The organism is Tenacibaculum sp. TC6 (assembly GCF_050606265.1).
Classification (GTDB): Bacteria; Bacteroidota; Bacteroidia; order Flavobacteriales; family Flavobacteriaceae; genus Polaribacter.
In genome coordinates, this window is the sequence record NZ_JBOCUK010000042.1 from 1 (window position 1) to 21701 (window position 21701).

Consider the following 21701-nt stretch of genomic DNA (forward strand, 5'->3'; position numbering starts at 1 on the left):
GTGTGCGCTTTTTCTTGTGTGGACTCGTATTCATAAAATAAGTCTAATTTGTGTCAACTTATTTTAGGACGGGACAGACTAAAAATAAAAGGAGTTAAAAATTAACTCCTTTATTCTTCATATTGTTTCATTTCTTCGTCATAAAACAAACCTGCAGCCTCAATTAAATTCTCCATTTCATTGGCTAAATCTTGTTCGTTTTCATCTGATAAATCTTCAAACCACTCTATTTCATCATCTTTTAAATTGATTAAAAATCTAGGGTATTCTGTGTGCAGCACAAAAATATCTTCCGGATGTTTGCTGTTATCTGCTAATAAAAATTTAGGTAAGTTCATTATGTTTAGTTTTAATCAATTGCAAGGTTAAATAATTAAAGCGCAAATATAATAGAATTGAAGCTGTAGTTAACCCTGCCAACAAGCCTAACCAAATTCCAAAACTTCCGTACATATCTGCTTTTCCGAAAAAGAAACTAATAGGAAAACCAACAACCCAATAAGATATTAAAGTTATAATAGTTGGAATTTTTACATCCTGTAAGCCTCTTAATGCACCTAATACCATTACTTGTATACTATCACTTATTTGAAAAATAGCTGCAGCTATCAATAAATTAGATGCTATTTCTACTACTTCTAAATTATCACTGTAATTTTTTGTATCACTTAAATCTATATATAAATGCGGTAAATAGTTATGGAAGGTAAAAAACATCACACAAAAAAATACTGCTAAAATACTTCCCATAAAAAAGATTGAAAAAGCAATCCTCCTCAATTCTTTAAAATTTTGCAACCCTTTTTGATTTCCCACTCGTATCATTGAGGTAACACTTAATCCTGTAGCTACCATAAAAGTCATTGAAGAAAGATTTAAAGCTATTTGATTTGCCGCTTGTGGGTTCTTTCCTAATAAACCACTTAACCATATTGCTGCAGTAAAAATAGCTACTTCAAAAAGCATTTGCATGGCACTTGGTGCCCCTAAACTTATAATTTTTCGTAGCATTAAAACATCTAAAACAAATATTTTAATCTGTGTTATAATTTTTCCAGATCGCTCCTTTTTAACTAATACCCACCATAAAAACAAAACCATTATAAATCTTGACAGCAAAGTACCATAAGCAGCTCCTACAATTCCCATTTCCGGAAAACCAAAATTTCCAAAAATCAATAAGTAATTCAAAATTACATTTGAAATATTTGCCAATATCGTAGCAAACATAGGATATTTGGTCATAGATAACCCATCACTAAATTGTTTAAATGCCTGAAAAACAATCATAGGAATTAATGAAAAGGCTACTAAATCTAAATAAGGTAATGCTAAATCAACTACTTCAATAGGTTGATCCATGAAATACAACAGTGGTTTAGCAAAAAACACACCTAAAAACATTAGAACACCTATACTAAAACATAAAAACAAGCCATGTTTAAATGTTGATCTGGCCTGCTCAAAATTTCCGGAAGAATCTGCCTCAGCTATTAAAGGTGTTATGGCTGTTGAAAAACCAATTCCTATAGACATGGCTATGAAAATAAAACTATTTCCTAAAGATACCGCAGCTAACTCGGCAGTACCTAATTGCCCAACCATAATATTATCAATAAAACTAACAAAAGTATGCCCGAGCATACCTAACATTACAGGAGCGGCTAACTTCCAATTATATTTAAATTCTTTAGTATATTGTTGAATATTCAATTTTTTTCTGCTATTATTTAAGACTGCGAAGATACTTCTTTTTATAAGGGTTTATGTTTTTATTCCTCTCATTTTTTAAATTATTTAACTACCTTTGAAGACTAATTAAAACTAAAAATGGCAACAATAACATTACAAGGGAACCCTATAGAAACAGCAGGAAATTTACCTAATAAAGACCAAAAAGCACCAAGCTTTAATTTAGTTGCTGGTGATTTATCTGAAAAAAAATTAAGTGATTTTGCAGGTACTAAACTTATCTTAAATATCTTTCCAAGTGTTGACACAGGCACCTGTGCTACTTCTGTTAGAGAATTTAATAAAAAAGCAGCTAGCTTAAACAATACGAAAGTTTTATGTATATCTAGAGACTTGCCTTTTGCTCAAAGTCGTTTTTGTGGTGCTGAAGGAATTGATAATGTACTTATGCTATCTGATTTTGTTAACGGTGACTTTGGTAAAGAATATGGTTTAGAAATTACTACTGGTCCGTTAAAAGGGTTACATTCTAGATGTATCATAGTAGTTAACGAAGAAGGTAATGTAGTTTATACAGAACAAGTAAGCGAAGTAGTTGACGAACCTAATTACGAAGAGGCTTTAAAAGCATTATAATTTTATATGAAAAACCCTAATGATGGATTTTTTAAAGGCAGGTTACGAAGTGTAAAGTTTGCCCTTAAGGGTATGTGGCTATTATTAACAACTGAAGATAGTATAAAAGTTCAGTCTTCTATAGCACTTTTAGTAACTCTTATGGGATTTTACTTTTCAATATCTATTACTGAATGGATGATACAATTTTTAGTAATAGGTCTTGTATTAGTAGCCGAAGCTTTAAATACAGCTATTGAAAAAGTAGCTGATTTTATTCATCCTGACTATCATGAAAAAATAGGGTTTATTAAAGATATTGCAGCAGGAGCTCCTGCTTTTGCTGCTTTTTTCTCACTTATCATCGCAGGTATTATATACATTCCTAAAATTATAGCTATATTTTAGCGTTTAGAGTATTGTTAATTTAAATTTATGGCAAAAAAGAAAACAACTGTTAAAAATGATAAAAAAACTGTTTCTGTTTTTACAAGAGCCAAAGCTTTTGTAAACAACAGGCAAAACCAAACTATATTTGGTGCTTTCTTAATCTTATTCTCTATTTTTTTAACAGTAGCTTTTATTTCATTTTTCTATACTTGGCAGCAAGATCAAAGTTCTTTGCAGCAATTCTCAGACAGGCATATACCTGCCAAAAATTTATTAGGAAAAGTTGGAGCTAAACTTAGTAACTTACTTGTATTTAAAGGTTTTGGTTTAGGAGCCTTTATTTTAAATGTTGTACTATTTTTTACCGGCGCAAGAATCGTTTTACAAACCAACTTAAAAAAAATTATTACTTCTTGGAATTGGGGGCTATTAGGAATGTTATGGACTTCTATTACTCTTGGTTTTGTAGAACACAAATATGCTGTTCTTTCCGGTATAATTGGTTTTGAGCTTAACGAATACCTACAAACGTTTATAGGAAAAACAGGCTTAATTATCTTACTCCTTTTCTTCTTTATTTCATACTTAATAATTCGATTTAGTATTGACCCTGATACTATAGTTGAAAATCTTGAAACAAAAAAACAAGAAAAAGAAGCTAGAAGATTAGCTAAAATAGAAGAGCAAAATCAACGAGCACAAGAACTTGAAAATGAACAAGAAGAAAATGATTTTGATTTAGAAGAAACTCCAGAAGAAAATCATAAAAAATCAGGATTTGAGCTTTCTGTTGAAAATCTTCAACCTACAATAACTCACCATTCTGATGTAAAATCACAAGCTGCTTCAAAAGAAAAAGACCTTGAATTAGAAATAACTTCTGCTCAAGAAACACCCCTTGAACATGAAGAAGAATCTGAAGTTAAAGTAGCTATTGAAAAAATAGCTGAAGAAAAAAGTGTCTCTGAAAATTTATCAGACAAATTAGTTAAAGATTTTGGCGAATTTGATCCTAAATTAGAATTAAGTAATTTCAGGTTTCCTACCTTTAACTTACTTAGAGAATATAATGAAAGTATTTCAGTTGACCCAAATGAACTTGAGGTTAATAAAAACCAAATTGTAGAAACTTTAAAAAACTACAAAATTGGTATTGAACAAATTAAAGCAACTGTAGGACCAACTATTACATTATATGAAATAGTACCGGAAGCCGGAGTTAGAATTTCTAAAATTAAAAGTTTAGAAGATGATATTGCACTTTCACTTTCAGCATTAGGAATCCGTATTATTGCTCCAATACCTGGAAAAGGAACTATAGGTATAGAAGTACCTAATAAAAAGGCAACCATTGTATCTATGCATTCTGTAATTTCTTCTAAGAAGTTTCAAGAATCTCCTATGGAATTGCCTATTGCCCTTGGAAAAACAATTTCAAATGAAACCTATGTTGTTGACTTAGCCAAAATGCCTCACCTTTTAATGGCGGGTGCTACCGGACAAGGTAAATCTGTTGGGTTAAACGCAATTTTAACCTCACTACTTTATAAAAAACATCCTGCCGAAGTGAAGTTTGTTTTAGTAGATCCTAAAAAAGTAGAACTTACTCTTTTCAATAAAATTGAACGTCACTACTTGGCTAAACTACCAGATCAAGAAGAAGCTATAATTACAGATACAACCAAGGTTGTAAATACTTTAAATTCTTTATGTATTGAAATGGATGCGCGTTATGACTTGTTAAAAGATGCCATGGTTCGTAACATTAAAGAATACAATGTAAAATTTAAAGCACGTAAACTTAATCCGGAAAACGGACATCAATTTTTACCTTATATTATTTTGGTTATTGATGAATTTGCCGATTTAATTATGACTGCCGGTAAAGAAGTAGAAACACCTATTGCCCGTCTGGCTCAATTAGCCCGTGCCATTGGTATTCATTTAATTGTTGCAACGCAAAGACCTTCTGTTAACGTTATTACCGGTATTATTAAAGCTAACTTCCCTTCTCGAATAGCCTTTAGAGTAACTTCTAAAATTGATAGTAGAACTATTTTAGATGCTCCGGGTGCAGATCAATTAATCGGTCGCGGAGATATGCTATATTCAGGTGGTAATGATTTAACACGAATACAATGTGCTTTTGTAGATACTCCGGAAGTTGAAAAAATAACTGATTTTATTGGTTCACAACGTGCTTATGCTCAAGCTCATTTGCTTCCTGAATATGTAGGAGAAGAAGGTGGCACAAATCTTGATATAGATATCGAAGATAGGGACAAACTATTTAAAGAAGCTGCTGAAATTATTGTCACAGCTCAACAAGGTTCAGCCTCATTATTACAACGCAAGTTAAAATTAGGTTATAACAGAGCCGGTAGATTAATAGATCAGTTAGAAGCAGCCGGTATTGTAGGACCTTTTGAAGGTAGTAAAGCCAGACAAGTATTAATTACTGATTTAGTAGCCCTTGACCAATTATTGGAAAGCGAAAAAAACAATTAATTATTAAACGTCTAAAAAACGGAAATTATATAACAAATGAAAAACATAGGTTTATTTTTTGTAGGAATCCTCTTAAGTTTTAATACGATAGCTCAAAACTCATCAACCCAAGCAAAACAATTACTAGATGAAGTTTCATCTAAAATGGGAGCTTATAAAAATATGGTTATCAGTTTTAACTCTACCCTAGTAAATAAAGAGGCCGGTATAACTAACGATCCGCCTATTAGAGGAAACATAATTATCTCAGGTGATAAATACAATTTAGAATATTTAGGTAACAGTTTTCTTTTTGACGGTAAAAAATTAGCCGTGATTAATCATGAAGAAAAGGAAATAAACATTACCAGCGGTGATTTAGAAGAAGAGGATGGTTTTATATATCCTTCAAAGCTACTAACATTTTATAAAGAAGGTTATAATTATAAAATGGGAGCACTTGAAAACAGTAATGGAAGAAAAATACAATATGTAGATTTAACGCCTATAGATAGTAATTCTGACATTGTTAAAGTTAAATTAGGAGTTGATGCCAGAACTAAACATATTTACAAACTGACTCAAATTGGTTCTAACGGAGCAGAAACAACGTTTACAATTACTACGTTTAAAAGCAACCAACCTATCTCTGAAAAATCATTTTCATTCAATAGAGAAAAATATGCCAGTTTAGGTTACCTAATTGATTAATTACCATAAAACTTTTGTTAGTATTTTTTAATTATTAACAAAAGTTTTATGTTTTTTTATAAAACTAACGCACTACCTTTGCATCTGTGAAAACACTAGACAGATACATACTAAAGAGTTTTTTAATTCCGTTTTTAACAACATTCTTAATCATACTATTTGTACTTATCATGCAAATGTTATGGTTGGCCTTTGACAATTTTGCAGGTAAAGGTATTGGTGTTGTTATTATCTTAAAATTTTTATGGTACTCGGCATTAATGGCAGCTCCTCAAGCATTGCCTATTGGTGTGTTGTTATCTTCAATAATGACCTTAGGAAGTTTGTCTGAGAATTATGAATTTGCTGCGGCTAAATCTGCAGGGGTTTCTTTACAAAGAATGGTAAGACCCTTAGTTTTCTTAGCTATTTTTTTAAGCTCGGTTAACTTTTTATTTTTAAACTACATTTATCCATACGCTGTATTAAAACAATTAAATTTAAAAGCTAATATTAAAAAGAAACAACCGGCTTTGGCACTTGTTCCTGGAGGTTTTAATACAGAAATACCAAACTATCAAATTAAATTTGATGAAAAGTACGGAGAAAACAAAAACTTACTAAAAAAGGTATTGATCTACGACCTGTCTTCAAGAAAAGGAAATAATAAGATTATTACGGCTGAAAGAGGAGAAATTGTGTCAGAACCAGGAAGTCGTTATATGACACTTATTTTAAAAGATGGTTACTATTTTGAACATCATGATAAACAAGGAGCATCGTATAATGAACGTTTAAAAATGCCGGCTTCTCATGCAGATTTTGATGAATATACTATCAATATTGATATTTCTTCTTTAGACGGAACAGATTTGGATGAATTAAAATATACCAAAAATTTTAATATGCTTAGCTTAAAGCAGCTTAAAGACACCATTCCTACTCTTAAAAAAAGTTATGATGACTATATAAGTAGCAGAGCTAAAAACCTGTTTTTGACAATTGATGTAGAAGATTTACACCCCTACCCCGACTCAACACTCAATAAAGAAAAAGAGTTATCTACCGATATCTTAAGTAATTTTGAACTTAAAGAACAAAATACTATTCTTACTAATGCCATATCTAAGCTAGAAAGAACTCTTAATAATAATAAATCATACAAAGATAATCTTAAAGATAGAAGAAAATGGCTTAACCTACATGATATAGAATATTATAACAGAGTAGCCTTTTCACTTTCTTGTTTATTATTATTCTTTATCGGAGCTCCTTTAGGTTCAATTATCAGAAAAGGAGGCATGGGACTTCCTATGATTTTAGCTATTTCAGTATATGTTTTATACTTCTTTACCAATACCTTCGGAAGAAATATGGCTGAAGAAAGCTCCGTAACAGCAATAGTGGGTTCATGGATGGCTTTATTTTTAATGCTTCCGCTAGCATTTTCACTAACAATCAGAGCAACTAAAGATAAAGGGCTGTTTGATATTAATAGCTTTTTTACCTCTATACTAACATTTTTTAAAAATTTATTCTCTAAAAAAGAGAAGAATACATAACAATGACAACACAAACTGCACCAAAAATTCAATTAAATTCAATTGAAGAAGCCATTGACGATATTAAAAATGGTAAAGTAATCATAGTAGTAGATGATGAAGATAGAGAGAACGAAGGCGACTTTGTTGCTGCTGCTGAAAGAATCACTCCAGAAATGATCAATTTTATGGCAACTCACGGAAGAGGATTAATTTGTACTCCTCTAACTGAAGATAGGTGTAAAGATTTGGAGTTGGGTATGATGGTTACTAACAATACTGACCCTATGGAAACTGCTTTTACAGTTTCTGTAGATTTAAGAGGAAATGGTGTTACTACCGGAATTTCTGCTTCAGATAGAGCCAAAACCATACAGGCATTAATTAATCCGGAAACCAAACCTTTTGAATTAGCCAGACCCGGGCATATCTTTCCTTTAAAAGCTAAAAATGGAGGAGTATTAAGAAGAACCGGACATACGGAGGCTGCTATTGATTTTGCACGTTTAGCAGGATTATATCCTGCCGGAGTTATTGTTGAAATCATGAATGAAGATGGTACTATGGCTCGTTTGCCTCAATTAATTGAAGTGGCTAAAAAGTTTGAGTTAAAGATTGTTTCTATAGAAGATTTGGTTGCTTACCGAATGGAACACGATTCTTTAATCGAAAAAAGGGAAGATTTCAATATTCAAACTCGTTTTGGTGATTTCAGATTACGTGCCTATAAACAAACGACAAACGACCAAATTCATATTGCTTTAACTAAAGGAAGCTGGACTAAAAACGAACCGATTTTAACCAGAATTAATTCTACCTTAGTTAATAATGATATTTTAGGTACCTTAACCAACAATGCTGATAAGAAATTAGATCAAATGTTTAAGGTTATTAATGATGAAGGAAGAGGTGCTATTGTATTTATAAACCAACAATCACAGTCGTTAAACCTTTTAAGTAGGCTTCGTATTTTGAAAGAAAATCAGGCTAATGGTGAAATGAAAGCGCCAAATGTGGTCATGGATAATAAGGATTTTGGTATTGGAGCACAAATTTTACACGACTTGCATATTCACAAAATGCGTTTAGTATCTAATAGCCAACAAAAGAAACGTGTAGGTATGATTGGTTACGGTTTAGAAATTGTTGATTACGTAAATTATTAGTAAAAAGCATAAATCACTTAAAAAATAAAAAGGTTATAGAGTGCTCTATAACCTTTTTATTTTTTCTTTCTTTTCAATACGATTAAAAAAAGTATGATTAAAATACATACAATCGTAATCCATTTATATTTAATATCTGAATTTGCTTGAATAGCATCTGAATTACCGGTTAAAATTAAAGAAGCCCAGTAGTAAGGAGAAACTTCACTTAATTGATGTGTTTTTAAATATTCCTTTTTAGCATTTTGTAATGCTTTAGATTTAGATTTCCCTTTTTTAAGTTCCTTATAAAATATACTTAAAATTTCATTTACGGCCTTTTCATTTGCCTTCCATTGTGTGGTAATAACACTCTTTGCTCCTCCACTAAAAAAACCTCGTGATAAACTCATAATTCCCTCTCCTATTTCCTGCTCACCTATAGCTCCGTTACATGCATCTAAAACTACTAATTCGGCGTTGTTGGGTATTTGCATTAACTCTTCTAAACTAAGTTTTTCTTTTCTAAAAGCTATCCATGGTTTATTTTCAATTTCATCTATTCCGGCATGAGAGTTTATATGTACAATTGTATGTTGGTTAACCTCTCTTAAAAAAGTGTCTTTCAAAGCTTTTTCTTCAATAAATAAATCTGTAGGATATACAGAAGCTATTTGTTCCATTGCTTCCTTACTTCTGGTTAATGTTGGCAAAGACTTTTCTTTAAATTCCACAGGAGCTATTCCTAAAACCGTATTTTTTTCAGCTCCTTTAGATGTATTTAATTTTTGAGACACAGAAGCTGATAGTAAATACATTACTTCAGTATTTTCAACTAAATATTTATTAGGATCAAGTTGTGGTACTAACGCTTCAAAATTGATGTATTGTAACTTATAATCCGGAATTATTGTTAGCTTTTTCTCTCTAATTTTTTCTACAGATTCACTAAACGGAAAAAGTTTTTTATACACCTTATTCGCTAATTCATTGTATTTTAATCGATCATCTACATAAACAAAATAATTAGCCATTTTATTTTTCAAAGTATCTATCTCTCTATTTAATTGAGGAACATTTTGCAGTTTAAAAAATACTTTTTCTTTGTTACTACAAAAAATGCCATACCCTTCTTTTTCATTCAAGATGTATTCTATTAAATTCGAATGATCATCTACATATTTTTTTAAACTTTCATTAAAACCGATAATTTTAGGCTCTTTTAAAAACTGTTGATCTTCTTTATGCAAATTTTCTAATAAGAGTAATCCTTTATTCTTTTCCATAAAATAAAACGCTTTAGCTAAGTCATTTTTATAGTATGATAAAGCCACTGCTTTCATATAAAATGCAGCAGCTTTACGTATCCAAAATAGCTTTGAAGTATCTACAATACTCTCTTGCCTTATATTAGACACCAATTCATCTACTAAAACACACGTTTGTATTGCTTTATCAAGATTACTTTCTTTTTGTTCAACTTCATATAATAAAGTTTCTTCTTCTACATTTTCAATAAGATAATCTAAAATATCCAATTTATATTTAGATTGTTTTATAGACTCAAAATCAGGTAAAAACTCATAGTTTTTACCTAAAAGTATTGCTATAGCTTTTTTATTATTTTTTAACTTTATTGTAGAGCTTAAATAGTCTCCTTTATTATTATATACCGCCGCAACAGCACTGGGATTGGTTGACATTTTTAATGCCGAATCAAAATAAGTTGCTGCTATTTTGGGTTGCTTTAATTTATTATATATCCTTCCTAAATTATTATATATCTTGCCTAATTTTGCGCTATCTTGTTGTTGTTCTGTAATATTTTTAGATTCTATATACAACTTCACAGCTTTTTCATAATCTTCTAAACCTTCATAAATATTAGCCAAATTATTTTTATATCCCTCGTTAGTATATAAATTTTCGTTGGTATTAAGCAGTTCATCAATTTCACGAATATGATATGTTATCTCTTTAAAATATCTTTTAGGTTCATCAATTTTACTGTAGGCCCAAATAGCTCCTTCATGTGCTTTTAGTAATGTAACTTTATCATCGTAATCAATTCCATATTTTTCAATTACGTTATTAAAATTTTGCAATGCATAAAAATAATCTCCTACATTTTCAAAAAGGTATCCTAAATCAATAAGAGACTTATACGTGTATTTGTTTTTGGTAGGTAACTTCTGAATTTCCCGAATTGTTTTTTTCTGCTCCGTTTCTTCTCCTAGTGCATTGTAATAGTAATTAATATTATACAAACTATTACTAATTTTATAATAATCAACAGTGTCTGTCTTTTTTCTAATTTCTATAGATTGTCTGGTTTTTTCTATCGCTTTTATATAGTTTCTTTCAAAAGAATATAAAATTCCAAGCCTGTGATAACCATAAGATACAGCATCTTTAGAAAAATTTTCATTTGCTGTTTTTAAAAAATGTTCCAGTAAATTTATTCTTTCTTCCGGAGAAGTTTGTCGATTATAAATAGAATCGACTTTTTGTATTGATTCTGAATTTTGAGTAAAGGTTTTTACTGTAAAAAGTATAAAAAATAACAGTACAAAAAGTCGATTCATGGGCAGCTCTTAATTTGTTGAGCTACTAATTTAATAATTTATTGTATTTAACGGGTTTGCTATAACTTTCATTTACACCTATAATGGTTAATTTTTCTATTATTTGATAAGGATTGTAAGTCATTCCCGAATCATATAATATTTTAGCAGAAAGAGCGCTCACCCAAGGAGCCGAATATGAGGTTCCGGATATTGAAACGGTGTCTCCATATATATCAAAAAATTCAATACCTTCACCCGGTGCATAAAAATCTACTGACAGACTTCCGTAATTTGAAAAGTCAGCTATGTTATCATTTTCCATATTAGAAGCAGCTATGGCTAGTATATTTCGCTGTGGATATGATGATGGATAATGAACTATTGAGTCATTATTTGATTTATTATTTCCTGCTGAAGTTACGATTAAAACACGTCGCTGATATTCTTCAATTAACGAACTAAAAATAGAATTCACATCTGAATCACTTCCGTACCAGCCTAAACTCATTTGCACAATATTAGCTCTAGGTAATGCATATTTTAGTCCGCAAAGAATATTAAAATACGTAGCCACTCCATATTCATTACAAACCTTTACCGGTAAAATTTGATGGGGTATTCCTTCTTCGTTTAATTTTTTATTTAAAATATAGGTAACTTTTGTTCCGTGAATTAAGTTATAATCATCAAAACAATTATCATCATGATTCACGAAATCCCAACCTGACAACTCACCACTAACAGCAACTCCTGAAGAATTATATAAAAATGGTGTAGCAAATAGCGGATAATTAGCATCTATTCCGGTATCTAAAACGGCAATGGTTACACCATTATTTGCTCCAACTATTTGAGAGGTATATCCGCTACCATAAGTTCCTAAAACTCCTAAATCATTCTCACCTTCCAGTCTAAATGTAAACTCATAGTCCACATTTGTTATATCACCTTCTGGTCCGCCACTACCTCCTTGAATAGATAATTTTTTGTCTTCAATATTCACATTATTGCCAAAATCCCATTTTTCTATAGATTCATCATCACATAAATCACAGATTTGATAATACACTACTCCGTAAAGATTTCTTAATGCTTGTTTTTGAGCTTTAGTAACTCCGCTATTATATTTAATAATAAGCTCATGAGTAGAATACCTTGGAATGTTTAAAGTTTTTTTGAATCTTACCAAAGTTCTCTGTTGATTTTTGACGTCTAAGTCTTCATGATTTTCAGTACACTGAAAAAAATTATAACATATAATTACAATCAATAATAATTTAAAAAACTTCATAGTATATTTCATTTTTAATTATAATTTTTAATTAGCCCCCTTTTGTTAAAAGTTAAATACTTTAACAAACAGTCTAAAATTAATAAAATCATTACCCAATTATTTTAACAATTTAATTTATTTTTGAAACATATTCTTAATTTATGACCGAAAGTGATAAGTATTTAGATGCTTTATTGAATGGAAATGAAAAAGTAACTTTAGAAATATATTCAAAGTACTACCGTAAGGTAAGTGCTTTTATTTTAACAAATAAAGGTAAAGAAGAAGATGTTGAAGATGTTTTTCATGATGCCTTGATGTATTTAATAGTTACTCATAAGAAAAAAAGACTACAGGTTAATTCTTTTGAGGCTTATTTTTTCACTATTTGTAAAAATATTTGGAAAACTTCATTAAAAAGTAAAAATAAACAGGTAATAAATGAGCACATTATACCACTAGATGAAAAAGAAGATAATTTAAGCTCGTTTATTGTAGAACAAGAAAGAAGAGATTTATATAGAGATGCTTTTCATAAACTATCTTCAAATTGTAAAGAAATTCTAGGTAATTATTTCAATGGAATGAGTTACGAAGAATTACTGGACGAACTTTCTTATGGCTCTATAAATACCGTAAGACAGCGTGTGTTTAAATGTAAAACAAAATTAATTTCGTTAATCAAAAAAGATAGTCGCTATACTAAATTAAAATGATGGAAGAAAAAAGACAAGAAGAAATAGAACGTTATTTACATAATGAAATGAGTGTAAATGAACGTAATTCATTTGAAAATAACATACAAAATGATGAACAGTTAAAAGAAGATGTGCTTTTGCAAATGGCAATTCATAAAGCTTTTGACGATAAAAGCGTAATTGTAAATTATGACTTATATAGTACTGAAGAAAAAAATGAAATCAAAAAACAATTAAGAACTGAAGAACTTAAAAACACCTCTAAATTTATTAGGCAAAGTACCCATCAATTTAAAGAAAAGCAAAAACATAAAATACAACCTTTTCTAAAATATGTTGCTTCAATTGCTGCTATATTTCTAATTGTTTTGGCTGTTAAATTTACTATTTTTAATAACGCTACCAATTATTATGAACAATATGCAGATTGGGATAATTTACCGTCTTTAGTAGAAAAAGGTAATGAGGAAAGTTTATTGGTTACTATAGAAAACTTATACCAACATAAAGAATATGCTAAAATTATTACCTCAGTACAAGCAACTTCTAAAGACCCGTACATTCTTATTTACAAAGGAGTTTCCTATGTAAAATTAGATGATTTTGTAAAGGCTGAAGAAACCTTTAACGCCTTAATTGCCTCTAATACCTTAGAAAGCTCAAGAGGTTATTGGTATAAATTACTTTTATATTTAAAAGATAATAAGATAGAAAGTGCTAAAGAAACAATAGCCATTATTTTACAAGACACGAATAATTATAACTATCAAAAAGCTGCAGAAATTTCGACTAAATTAAACAGTAATTAATGTAAAACTGTCGTTTTATAATTGATTTTTAAGTTGTCGTATTAATTCTTTTGCTGCCGGAGTATCTTGCAGTTCTAATTCTTTAATCATTTTTTGCATCGTATCTCTATCATGATTGATAGTTTCTGTTCTGAAAAAATCTTCCTTATTTGCCAGTGAGAAAAAAATGGCATCAGACCAATCATTTCTCTCTAAATCAATAACCAAATGAATTCTATCTGTAGTACCCAAATTTGAAACAGCATGTGTATAATTTACATTCGTATACCAACATTCTCCGGGATTCATAACAACTCTTTCTTCATCTAAAATAAAAGAAACTTTATCATTTGTTATTATAGGAATATGAAGACGAAAACAACCGTCTTCATACCCTAAATTAAAATCTTTATGTGGTTTTATTTCTGAACCTTTTTCTAATTTCAAGAGTCTCACTGCAACCAAAGAGCTTTTAAATGTTGAAATTACTTCTTTTATATACCCACATTCTTTTAGTGCAGTTGTTTCTTTAAGCGCTGTTTTTTCTAACGGAACAAGAATACTGTTCTCATCTCCATCAGCTGAATACAAAGCTATTGAAGTCCAATTTCCATTATATCCGTTCGTATTAAAATGATCTTTCCATTCTACTGCTTCTATTAGTTTTAATTCTTCCACTAACTTTTCAGCCTCAAAATAAAATGGTAATTTTAAATATCTAACTCCTTTGCTTTCTTTCATTTATAAAACAGATAACCCACTTTGTATTTTAGTAAACTCTTCTATAACTTCATCTATCACTTGTTGTACAGATTTAATTTCATGGATTAAGCCTGCTACCTGTCCTATTTCCAACTCTCCTTCTTCTAAATCACCTTCAAACATTCCTCTCTTAGCTCTGGCTCTTCCTAACAATTCTTTTATTTCTTCAACCGTAGGATTCTTTTCATACAATTCTTGTACTTGATTGTAAAACTTATTTTTTACCAATCTAACCGGTGCTAACTCTTTTAATGTTAAATGCGTGTCTCCATCTTTCACTTCTACTATTGTATTCTTGAAGTTTTCATGAGCAGATGACTCTATAGTTGCAGCAAAACGACTTCCCATTTGTACTCCATCTGCTCCCAATACCATAGCTGCTAACATTCCTCTACCTGTACCGATACCTCCGGCAGCTATAACAGGAATATTCACTTGCTCTTTTACCATTGGAATTAACGTGAATGTAGTGGTCTCTTCTCGCCCATTATGTCCTCCCGCTTCAAAACCTTCACAAACAACGGCATCAACACCAGCTGCTTCTGCTTTTAAAGCAAATTTTACAGAGCTTACTACATGAACAACCGTTATTCCTTTTTCTTTTAAGAAATGAGTCCACGTTTTAGGATTCCCAGCCGATGTAAATACAATCTTTACCCCTTCTTCTACAATGATGTCCATAATTTTTTCTATATCCGGATATAACATTGGTACATTAACTCCAAACGGTTTACTGGTAGCCTGTTTACACTTTTGAATATGCTCTCTTAAAACTTCCGGGTACATAGACCCCGATCCTATTAATCCAAGTCCACCCGCATTAGATACCGCAGAAGCCAGTCTCCATCCGGAAACCCAAATCATTCCTCCCTGAATTATAGGATATGTTATATTGAATAGTTCAGTAATTCTATTTTGCATTTTATTTTTTTATAAACTTTGTTCGTTGGAGTTGTCCTCCTTTTTCTAGCTGCAATATATACATTCCTTTTGCCAATTCGGATACATCCATTCGTTTAGCTTGCATTTTTTCGTTATAAATAATGCGGCCTAACGTAGTTACTATACTAACTTTTAAGTTATTTTCTTCTGAATCAATCATTAACCAATTTTCTACAGGATTAGGGTAAACTTTTATAGCATCTGTAAAAGTTATATTTTCATTTGATAAGGTAGCATACGTTTTTTCAAAATTAGGAATACCATATCCGTATTGGTCTGTCGGATTGTTATATCTGTCTGCCGACTCTCTTATTTTTTGCATAACTTCTGTATTCGTTAGTGAAGGAAATGCCTGCCAAAAAGAAGCTACTGCTCCGGCTAGCACCGGAGATGAAAATGACGTTCCGTTTGTTGTTATGGTGCTCCCATTTTGATAATTAACTACATATACATTTTGACCATGAGCCAATACGTCCGGTTTTACTCTTCCGTCTGAAGTAGGCCCGTACGAGCTAAAAGAAGCAATAGTTCTGGAAGCATTTACAGCTCCAACTGTAAAAACAGAAGGAGCATCGGCCGGTGCCGAAATATATTTCCATGTTGAATTACCGCTATTTCCTGCCGAATTCACAAAAATCATTCCTCTGGAAACGCCTATTTCTGCTCCTCTGGTAATAAAAGCTGTTTTTCCATCCATATCTGCATACGTATAATTGTAATTTGTATTGTCAAAAGTTGAGTAACTCAATGAGGTATTCACTACATCAACCCCCAAACTATCTGCTCTCTCAGCCGCTTCCACCCATAAACTCTCTTCTAAAGGGCTTTCATTTGCGGAATCTTCAGTAATAAAAAGATAGAATGAAGCATCAGGAGCGGTTCCTACAAATTCGTTCTCAATATACCCCGCTATGTCAGATAATACATGAGTTCCATGATAATGCCCGCTATAAAAATTTGTGCTTCTGTTTACAAAATCGTACCCTCCTAATATTTTATTGTTATCTCTTAGTCTTTTAAAGGCTTCTAAAGTATTAACATTAGGAAACCCCGCATCTATTACCGCCATATACATTCCATCACCTGTAAATCCTTGCTTATGTAAAAAATCTGCTTTAATCATGGTTACCTGATCAGTTGCCACTCCATAATTAAAATCTGCCTTTATAGAAGCAAACTTATTTTGGTAACTTATTTTTTCTTTAGCAGGAACGGACCGTGTAGACGATTTTGCATTTAATGACTTATTTGCAAATTCAATTTGATTGACAGAACTAAAAGTAGATTTTAAAGCATTAATATCAGATTGAGTTCCTCTAACATGAACTGCATTTAACCATTTTGATTTTGCTAATACTGTAATACCTGAAGCATTTTTTACCTGATTGTAATAAGTTGCGTCTATAGGTACATCTTTTTCATCTAATGCTATCTGTTGCCTTGTGCGCCTATCAATAGAGCGCTGTGTAAGCATGCTTGTGGGGTTAGACAAATAGGTACTTGCCTGAGGTTTGTTTTTAAAAAACACCCAAGCGTCTTCAACTTGCGAAAAAGCAACTAAGCCATGAAGTAAAAAATAAAAAAGTAGTAATTTTCTCATAATGACTAAATTACTACTTTTCTTTATTATATGTATATTAATATGCTAACTAATAACGCCTGAACCTAATAATTCTTCATTTTTATACCATGCTACAAATTGTCCTTCCTGAATGGCTGATTGCGGATTGTTAAAAGCTACATATAAACCTGTTTCAACTTTATATAACGTTGCTTTTTCTAAAGGTTGTCGGTATCTTATTCTTGCATCTACTTCCATAGATTCTGAAGTTTTCAAAGCTAAATCTTCACGTATCCAATGAAGTTCTTCATTAGAAACAAACAGTACCTTTCTATATAATCCTTGATGATTTTTACCTTCACCTGTATAAATAATATTTGTATTTACATCCGTTTCAATCACAAACAAAGGCTCTTTTGTTCCGCCAACGGCTAACCCTTTTCGTTGTCCTTTAGTAAAATAATGGGCTCCTTGATGTCTTCCTACTATTTTACCATCTTGTTTATGATAAACGTATTTTGTTGAAAAATAAGCCAATTCATCTTCTTTAGTTGAGAACTGAGGTATTTCACGATTATACTGGTTAAAATCTGAGGGTATTTGAACAATCTCTCCTTCTTTAGGTTGTAATTTTTGTTGTAAAAATTCAGGTAAACGTACTTTACCTATAAAACATAAACCTTGAGAATCTTTTTTATCCGCAGTTATTAAATCAGCCTCTTTAGCAATTTCTCTAACTTCCGGTTTTGTTAATTCTCCGATAGGAAATAATGCCTTAGATAATTGTTCTTGAGATAATTGACATAAAAAGTATGATTGATCTTTGTTTGTATCTTTTCCTGCTAACAGTTTATATACTTTTTTACCGGCTATTACTTCTTCTGCTTTTCTACAGTAGTGTCCTGTTGCTACATAATCGGCTCCTAAGCTCAATGCTATATCCATAAAAACATCAAACTTAATTTCTCTATTACATAATACATCCGGATTGGGAGTACGTCCTTTTTCATATTCGTTAAACATATAATCAACAATACGTTCCTTGTATTGTTCGCTCAAGTCAACTGTTTGAAAAGGTATTCCTAATTTTTCTGCCACAATCATGGCATCATTACTATCTTCTAACCAAGGGCATTCATTAGATATGGTTACAGAATCATCATGCCAGTTTTTCATAAATAACCCTATAACTTCGTACCCTTGTTCTTTTAGTAAATAAGCGGTAACACTACTATCTACACCTCCGGAAAGTCCAACAACTACTCTTTTCATCATTACATTTTAAGGGTGCAAATTTACGAATTTGTTTCTGTTTTTTGTTATGATAAAAATTAATGCAGTTATAAGTAAAACTGATTGGTATTTTTAATTAGCTTTAAAATCTGAGAGTTTTTCTTTTTTCTTCTTGGCTAGTTTTCCATTCATGTAAAATTCCCATTTTCCATCTTTTATACCCATCTTATATTTTCCTTTTTCTTTCAGCTCCCCTTTTAAATTATAGTATTTACATTCGCCATGCAATTTATTATCAGCATAATTTACATCTTCAATTAGCGTACCGTCTTCTGTGTATACTTTAGAGGTTCCTTGCTTTAAACCGTTTACGTAGTGGGTTTCTTCTGTTAATTTTCCGTTTGGATAATAGTTTTTTAAAACTCCGTTAAGCTTACCTCCTACATAATTTTCTTCAGAAATAATCTTTCCGTCAGGAAAATAATACAGCCATTTTCCTTCTCTATTCTTTCCAACCATTTTACCTCTGGTTTTAAGTTTTCCTTCTATTGAATAGAATTTTACCAATGCTGTATCATTAGTTTCAGAATACTCTTTAATAATTATGGGTTGTGTTGATGAAGTTATTTCGTAAAACTTAAACGTTCCTATTTCTTTCCCGTTTTTAAACTGGCCTTGGTAACGTATTTTTCCGTTCTCGTAATTTTTTTTCCAAATGCCTGTTCTTTCCCCTTTAGCATTAAATTGATTTATTTTTTGAGCAGATGCATTTGCTCCTAAAAATAGTGTTAATAAAAACGATATTGAGAATATCCTGTTTATCTTTATCATTTTGTTATTCTTTTTACAGTTCAAAGTTACACAAACCGTACCAATATGAGTATTGATTTTTTAGTTTCTGTATTAGATTCTATGGAAAACCCCGCAAGAGTAAACCGTAATAATGCAGCAAATATTGTATTGGAGCAACCAAATTTATTAACAGAGTTGGTAAACCTTACGTTTTCTATTACTCAAGAAGTTTCTGTAAAAGCTGCTTGGGTACTCGAATGGATTTGTACTCATCATGGAATAGCGCATATACATTCACATCTTACTACATTTACTCATAATATATCTAAACTGACTTTTGATAGTGCTATACGTCCTTGCGCCAAAATTTGTGAACATTTAGCTATAGCTTATACCTCAAAAAAACAAAATAGTACTCAATGCATCTTAACTGATGAATATATTGATTTAATTATAGAGACCGGATTTGATTGGTTAATTACCGATCAAAAAACAGCCGTTAAGGCTTATACAATGAATACGTTGTATTTGTTTGGGTTGCAAAAAACATGGATTCATCCTGAACTAGAGCATTTAATAACTACTAAAATTATTCATGAAAGCAGTGGTTGTGCTGCAAGAGGCAGAAAGATTTTATCATTAATTCGTAAAAACAATACATAAAAAAACGGATTACAAATCCTGTAATCCGTTTCTTAATAGTTAAATGGTTTTTACATAGTTTCGTCCGCTGGACCATCACTAGGTGTATCTGGTTCGCACCAACATCTTAACCAATTACACTTAAGTATAAAACGAGGAGGACACTGTATTTGTCCACCATTAATTTTTTGTTGTTCTTGTTTATTTAGAACATTTCCTAAATTTGATATGGATTTTAACATACTTATTGTTTTTAAAATTTTAAACTTACCTTTTACCAAGCCCAACCTGATGTAGAAGAAACCTGATCATTCCATGAGGTCTTCCACCACCACCATCCAGACATGGTGTACCAACTTAAATTACTAACTGCAAATCCATTATTACCTGTACCTCCGTAAAAACCAATTACCTTTCCTCCATAACATGAATGTTGGTATAGATAAACTATAGCTTGCTTATTTTCTGGTTTTGCAACAACTAAAGAAGATAATTGATCGTTATTACCAGAACCAACCCAATGATGTCTGTAATAGTAACGTCCTACTCTCCACATACCAAGCATTCCGGTATTATAATTAGCATGTTTGTAGAAATAAAAACTTCCGTTACCGGAAACATCATAACTATCGCATTTTGATGATACGTTACCTGCTTTGCGCTGAGCATCTGGAAAATCATTAGCCACTTTAGCTGTGTAAGCTTTTAATTCTTCTGCATTGTCAAAAACCATTACATCAATATTGGTACTTCCCTCAATCGGATTGTTAAAGAACAATGATTTTGGGGCATTTTCTTCATCTCCGAAAACTTCTTGTGCCAATTTTACATCGCCGTCCGCTCCAAGAACCTTATTATTTTCCTGATCATATGTATAGGAAACTTTAAATTGACTTCCTTGATAATTATACGTATGGTCAATAGTTACTACATTATTATCTATAGCCTCTCGTTCTTCTAACGAACCAGTTTTATTTAAGCTACTAATTTCTTCATTTTGACAACCGAAAAACATCAATATGCCTATCAGTGTCAACCACATAATATTCTTTATTTTCATGATTCTATTTTTTAGTTTAATTAGGTCTTATAAGTGGTTTTATTTTACAGGAACAACTACCTCTCCGTTTCTAAAACGAGAACGATCTACATAGTATTTTCCTGTCGGTATTACCGCACTTTTTCTTCCTAATTTCTCAGCTAAGGCGGCGCTTAACTCAAAATTTTCCGATACTACAAAGCTTTCTTCTTCAAGGCTTCTTGAAAATACCAATCGTATACCATTATCATCATTTCTAAAGGCAATTACTCCGCTATCAAGGTCGTTGTTTCCTCTTAATAATTTATCAAACTCATCTTGTAATGCTCCTGTATCTCCTGAACTTCCAGGGGCTGCAAATGAATAAAATGTAACAATATCACCATCTCCGTCTTTAAAGCAAATTCCCGGTCCAGTAGCACATGTTCCTCTACTAAAACGCCAATCCATAACTATTTCCCAAGGAGCCATAATAGGTCTGGCTTCATTAGAATTTTCTTTCACTAATTCTTCAGATGTTTCTTCATTTTGACAAGCAAAAAACATTGTTGCGCCTATAAAAGCATACATTAACAAATTAAATTTTGATTTCATTTTTTTGTTGATTTAATTACTTCCTTACTCTAACCAGGTTTTCAGGTTCCCCTTTTTATAGTACTATTTCCTATAAGGGACGTATTTATTATTTCATTACCCTTCTTTTTTATAAAAGTGAATCATTAAGTTGTTTTCCTGCACAAACTCTAAGTTTTTACTCTCTTAATAAACTGTCCCGTCCTAAAATAAGTTGACACAAATTAGACTTATTTTATGAATACGAGTCCACACAAGAAAAAGCGCACAC

General features: G+C 31.3%; 20 protein-coding genes. 9 read left to right on the forward strand and 11 right to left on the reverse strand.

Annotated features, from left to right (window positions below; translation table 11 throughout):
• Window positions 1–110 precede the first annotated feature (110 nt).
• On the reverse strand, window positions 111–338 hold the full coding sequence (locus ACQY1Q_RS15715) for a hypothetical protein (protein WP_431006284.1): 228 nt from the start codon (window positions 336–338) through the stop codon (window positions 111–113).
• Window positions 325–1713: an MATE family efflux transporter gene (locus tag ACQY1Q_RS15720; RefSeq protein ID WP_431006285.1), complete on the reverse strand. Its 1389-nt coding sequence runs from the start codon at window positions 1711–1713 to the stop codon at window positions 325–327. The genes ACQY1Q_RS15715 and ACQY1Q_RS15720 overlap by 14 nt, the downstream gene beginning before the upstream one ends.
• Before the next feature lie 117 nt (window positions 1714–1830).
• Here ACQY1Q_RS15720 and tpx point away from each other — a divergent pair, with 117 nt between their 5' ends.
• The 6 genes from tpx (at window position 1831) to ribB (ending at window position 8581) form a co-directional block, all read left to right on the forward strand.
• Complete coding sequence (gene tpx / locus ACQY1Q_RS15725; RefSeq protein WP_431006286.1) at window positions 1831–2328, forward strand: thiol peroxidase; 498 nt, start codon at window positions 1831–1833, stop codon at window positions 2326–2328.
• 6 nt (window positions 2329–2334) lie between these two features.
• Window positions 2335–2715: a diacylglycerol kinase family protein gene (locus tag ACQY1Q_RS15730; protein WP_431006287.1), complete on the forward strand. Its 381-nt coding sequence runs from the start codon at window positions 2335–2337 to the stop codon at window positions 2713–2715.
• A gap of 27 nt (window positions 2716–2742) precedes the next feature.
• Window positions 2743–5205: a DNA translocase FtsK 4TM domain-containing protein gene (locus ACQY1Q_RS15735; RefSeq protein ID WP_431006288.1), complete on the forward strand. Its 2463-nt coding sequence runs from the start codon at window positions 2743–2745 to the stop codon at window positions 5203–5205.
• A gap of 36 nt (window positions 5206–5241) precedes the next feature.
• Window positions 5242–5895 carry a LolA family protein gene (locus tag ACQY1Q_RS15740; RefSeq protein ID WP_431006289.1) on the forward strand — a complete coding sequence of 218 codons (654 nt, stop codon included), beginning with the start codon at window positions 5242–5244 and terminating at the stop codon, window positions 5893–5895.
• Window positions 5896–5981: 86 nt separating this feature from the next.
• A complete protein-coding gene (locus ACQY1Q_RS15745; protein WP_431006290.1) occupies window positions 5982–7436 on the forward strand; it encodes an LptF/LptG family permease in 1455 nt (484 codons plus the stop codon).
• Window positions 7437–7438: 2 nt separating this feature from the next.
• Window positions 7439–8581 (forward strand): 3,4-dihydroxy-2-butanone-4-phosphate synthase, encoded by a 1143-nt coding sequence (ribB, locus tag ACQY1Q_RS15750; protein ID WP_431006291.1) that lies wholly within the window; start codon window positions 7439–7441, stop codon window positions 8579–8581.
• A gap of 56 nt (window positions 8582–8637) precedes the next feature.
• Here the strand turns inward: ribB and ACQY1Q_RS15755 are convergent, their stop codons facing one another.
• Window positions 8638–11145: a CHAT domain-containing protein gene (locus tag ACQY1Q_RS15755; protein ID WP_431006292.1), complete on the reverse strand. Its 2508-nt coding sequence runs from the start codon at window positions 11143–11145 to the stop codon at window positions 8638–8640.
• Between the two features lie 25 nt (window positions 11146–11170).
• Complete coding sequence (locus ACQY1Q_RS15760; RefSeq protein WP_431006293.1) at window positions 11171–12418, reverse strand: S8 family peptidase; 1248 nt, start codon at window positions 12416–12418, stop codon at window positions 11171–11173.
• A gap of 143 nt (window positions 12419–12561) precedes the next feature.
• On the opposite strand from ACQY1Q_RS15760, the gene ACQY1Q_RS15765 reads away from it, so the two are divergent.
• Together ACQY1Q_RS15765 and ACQY1Q_RS15770 are read left to right on the forward strand one after the other, a co-directional pair.
• Window positions 12562–13116 (forward strand): RNA polymerase sigma factor, encoded by a 555-nt coding sequence (locus ACQY1Q_RS15765; protein ID WP_431006294.1) that lies wholly within the window; start codon window positions 12562–12564, stop codon window positions 13114–13116.
• Complete coding sequence (locus ACQY1Q_RS15770) at window positions 13113–13907, forward strand: hypothetical protein (RefSeq protein ID WP_431006295.1); 795 nt, start codon at window positions 13113–13115, stop codon at window positions 13905–13907. The genes ACQY1Q_RS15765 and ACQY1Q_RS15770 overlap by 4 nt, the downstream gene beginning before the upstream one ends.
• A 15-nt stretch (window positions 13908–13922) precedes the next feature.
• Here ACQY1Q_RS15770 and ACQY1Q_RS15775 read toward each other — a convergent pair whose 3' ends face one another.
• From ACQY1Q_RS15775 to ACQY1Q_RS15795, 5 genes are all read right to left on the reverse strand, one after another.
• Window positions 13923–14627 (reverse strand): aspartyl/asparaginyl beta-hydroxylase domain-containing protein, encoded by a 705-nt coding sequence (locus tag ACQY1Q_RS15775; protein WP_431006296.1) that lies wholly within the window; start codon window positions 14625–14627, stop codon window positions 13923–13925.
• The gene (locus tag ACQY1Q_RS15780) at window positions 14628–15569 is read right to left on the reverse strand and encodes an NAD(P)H-dependent flavin oxidoreductase (protein ID WP_431006297.1); all 942 of its coding nucleotides are present in this window, start codon (window positions 15567–15569) and stop codon (window positions 14628–14630) included.
• A gap of 1 nt (window position 15570) precedes the next feature.
• Window positions 15571–17190: a S8 family serine peptidase gene (locus ACQY1Q_RS15785; protein WP_431006298.1), complete on the reverse strand. Its 1620-nt coding sequence runs from the start codon at window positions 17188–17190 to the stop codon at window positions 15571–15573.
• Window positions 17191–17235: 45 nt separating this feature from the next.
• On the reverse strand, window positions 17236–18423 hold the full coding sequence (gene mnmA, locus ACQY1Q_RS15790) for a tRNA 2-thiouridine(34) synthase MnmA (protein ID WP_431006303.1): 1188 nt from the start codon (window positions 18421–18423) through the stop codon (window positions 17236–17238).
• A 93-nt stretch (window positions 18424–18516) separates the two neighbouring features.
• Entirely contained in the window at window positions 18517–19215 is a 699-nt protein-coding gene (locus ACQY1Q_RS15795; RefSeq protein WP_431006299.1) for a toxin-antitoxin system YwqK family antitoxin, read from the reverse strand.
• Between the two features lie 45 nt (window positions 19216–19260).
• Here ACQY1Q_RS15795 and ACQY1Q_RS15800 point away from each other — a divergent pair, with 45 nt between their 5' ends.
• Complete coding sequence (locus ACQY1Q_RS15800; protein WP_431006300.1) at window positions 19261–19839, forward strand: adenylosuccinate lyase; 579 nt, start codon at window positions 19261–19263, stop codon at window positions 19837–19839.
• Window positions 19840–20092: 253 nt separating this feature from the next.
• Here the strand turns inward: ACQY1Q_RS15800 and ACQY1Q_RS15805 are convergent, their stop codons facing one another.
• Entirely contained in the window at window positions 20093–20878 is a 786-nt protein-coding gene (locus ACQY1Q_RS15805) for a hypothetical protein (protein ID WP_431006301.1), read from the reverse strand.
• 39 nt (window positions 20879–20917) lie between these two features.
• The gene (locus ACQY1Q_RS15810; RefSeq protein WP_431006302.1) at window positions 20918–21451 is read right to left on the reverse strand and encodes a hypothetical protein; all 534 of its coding nucleotides are present in this window, start codon (window positions 21449–21451) and stop codon (window positions 20918–20920) included.
• Window positions 21452–21701 lie beyond the last annotated feature (250 nt).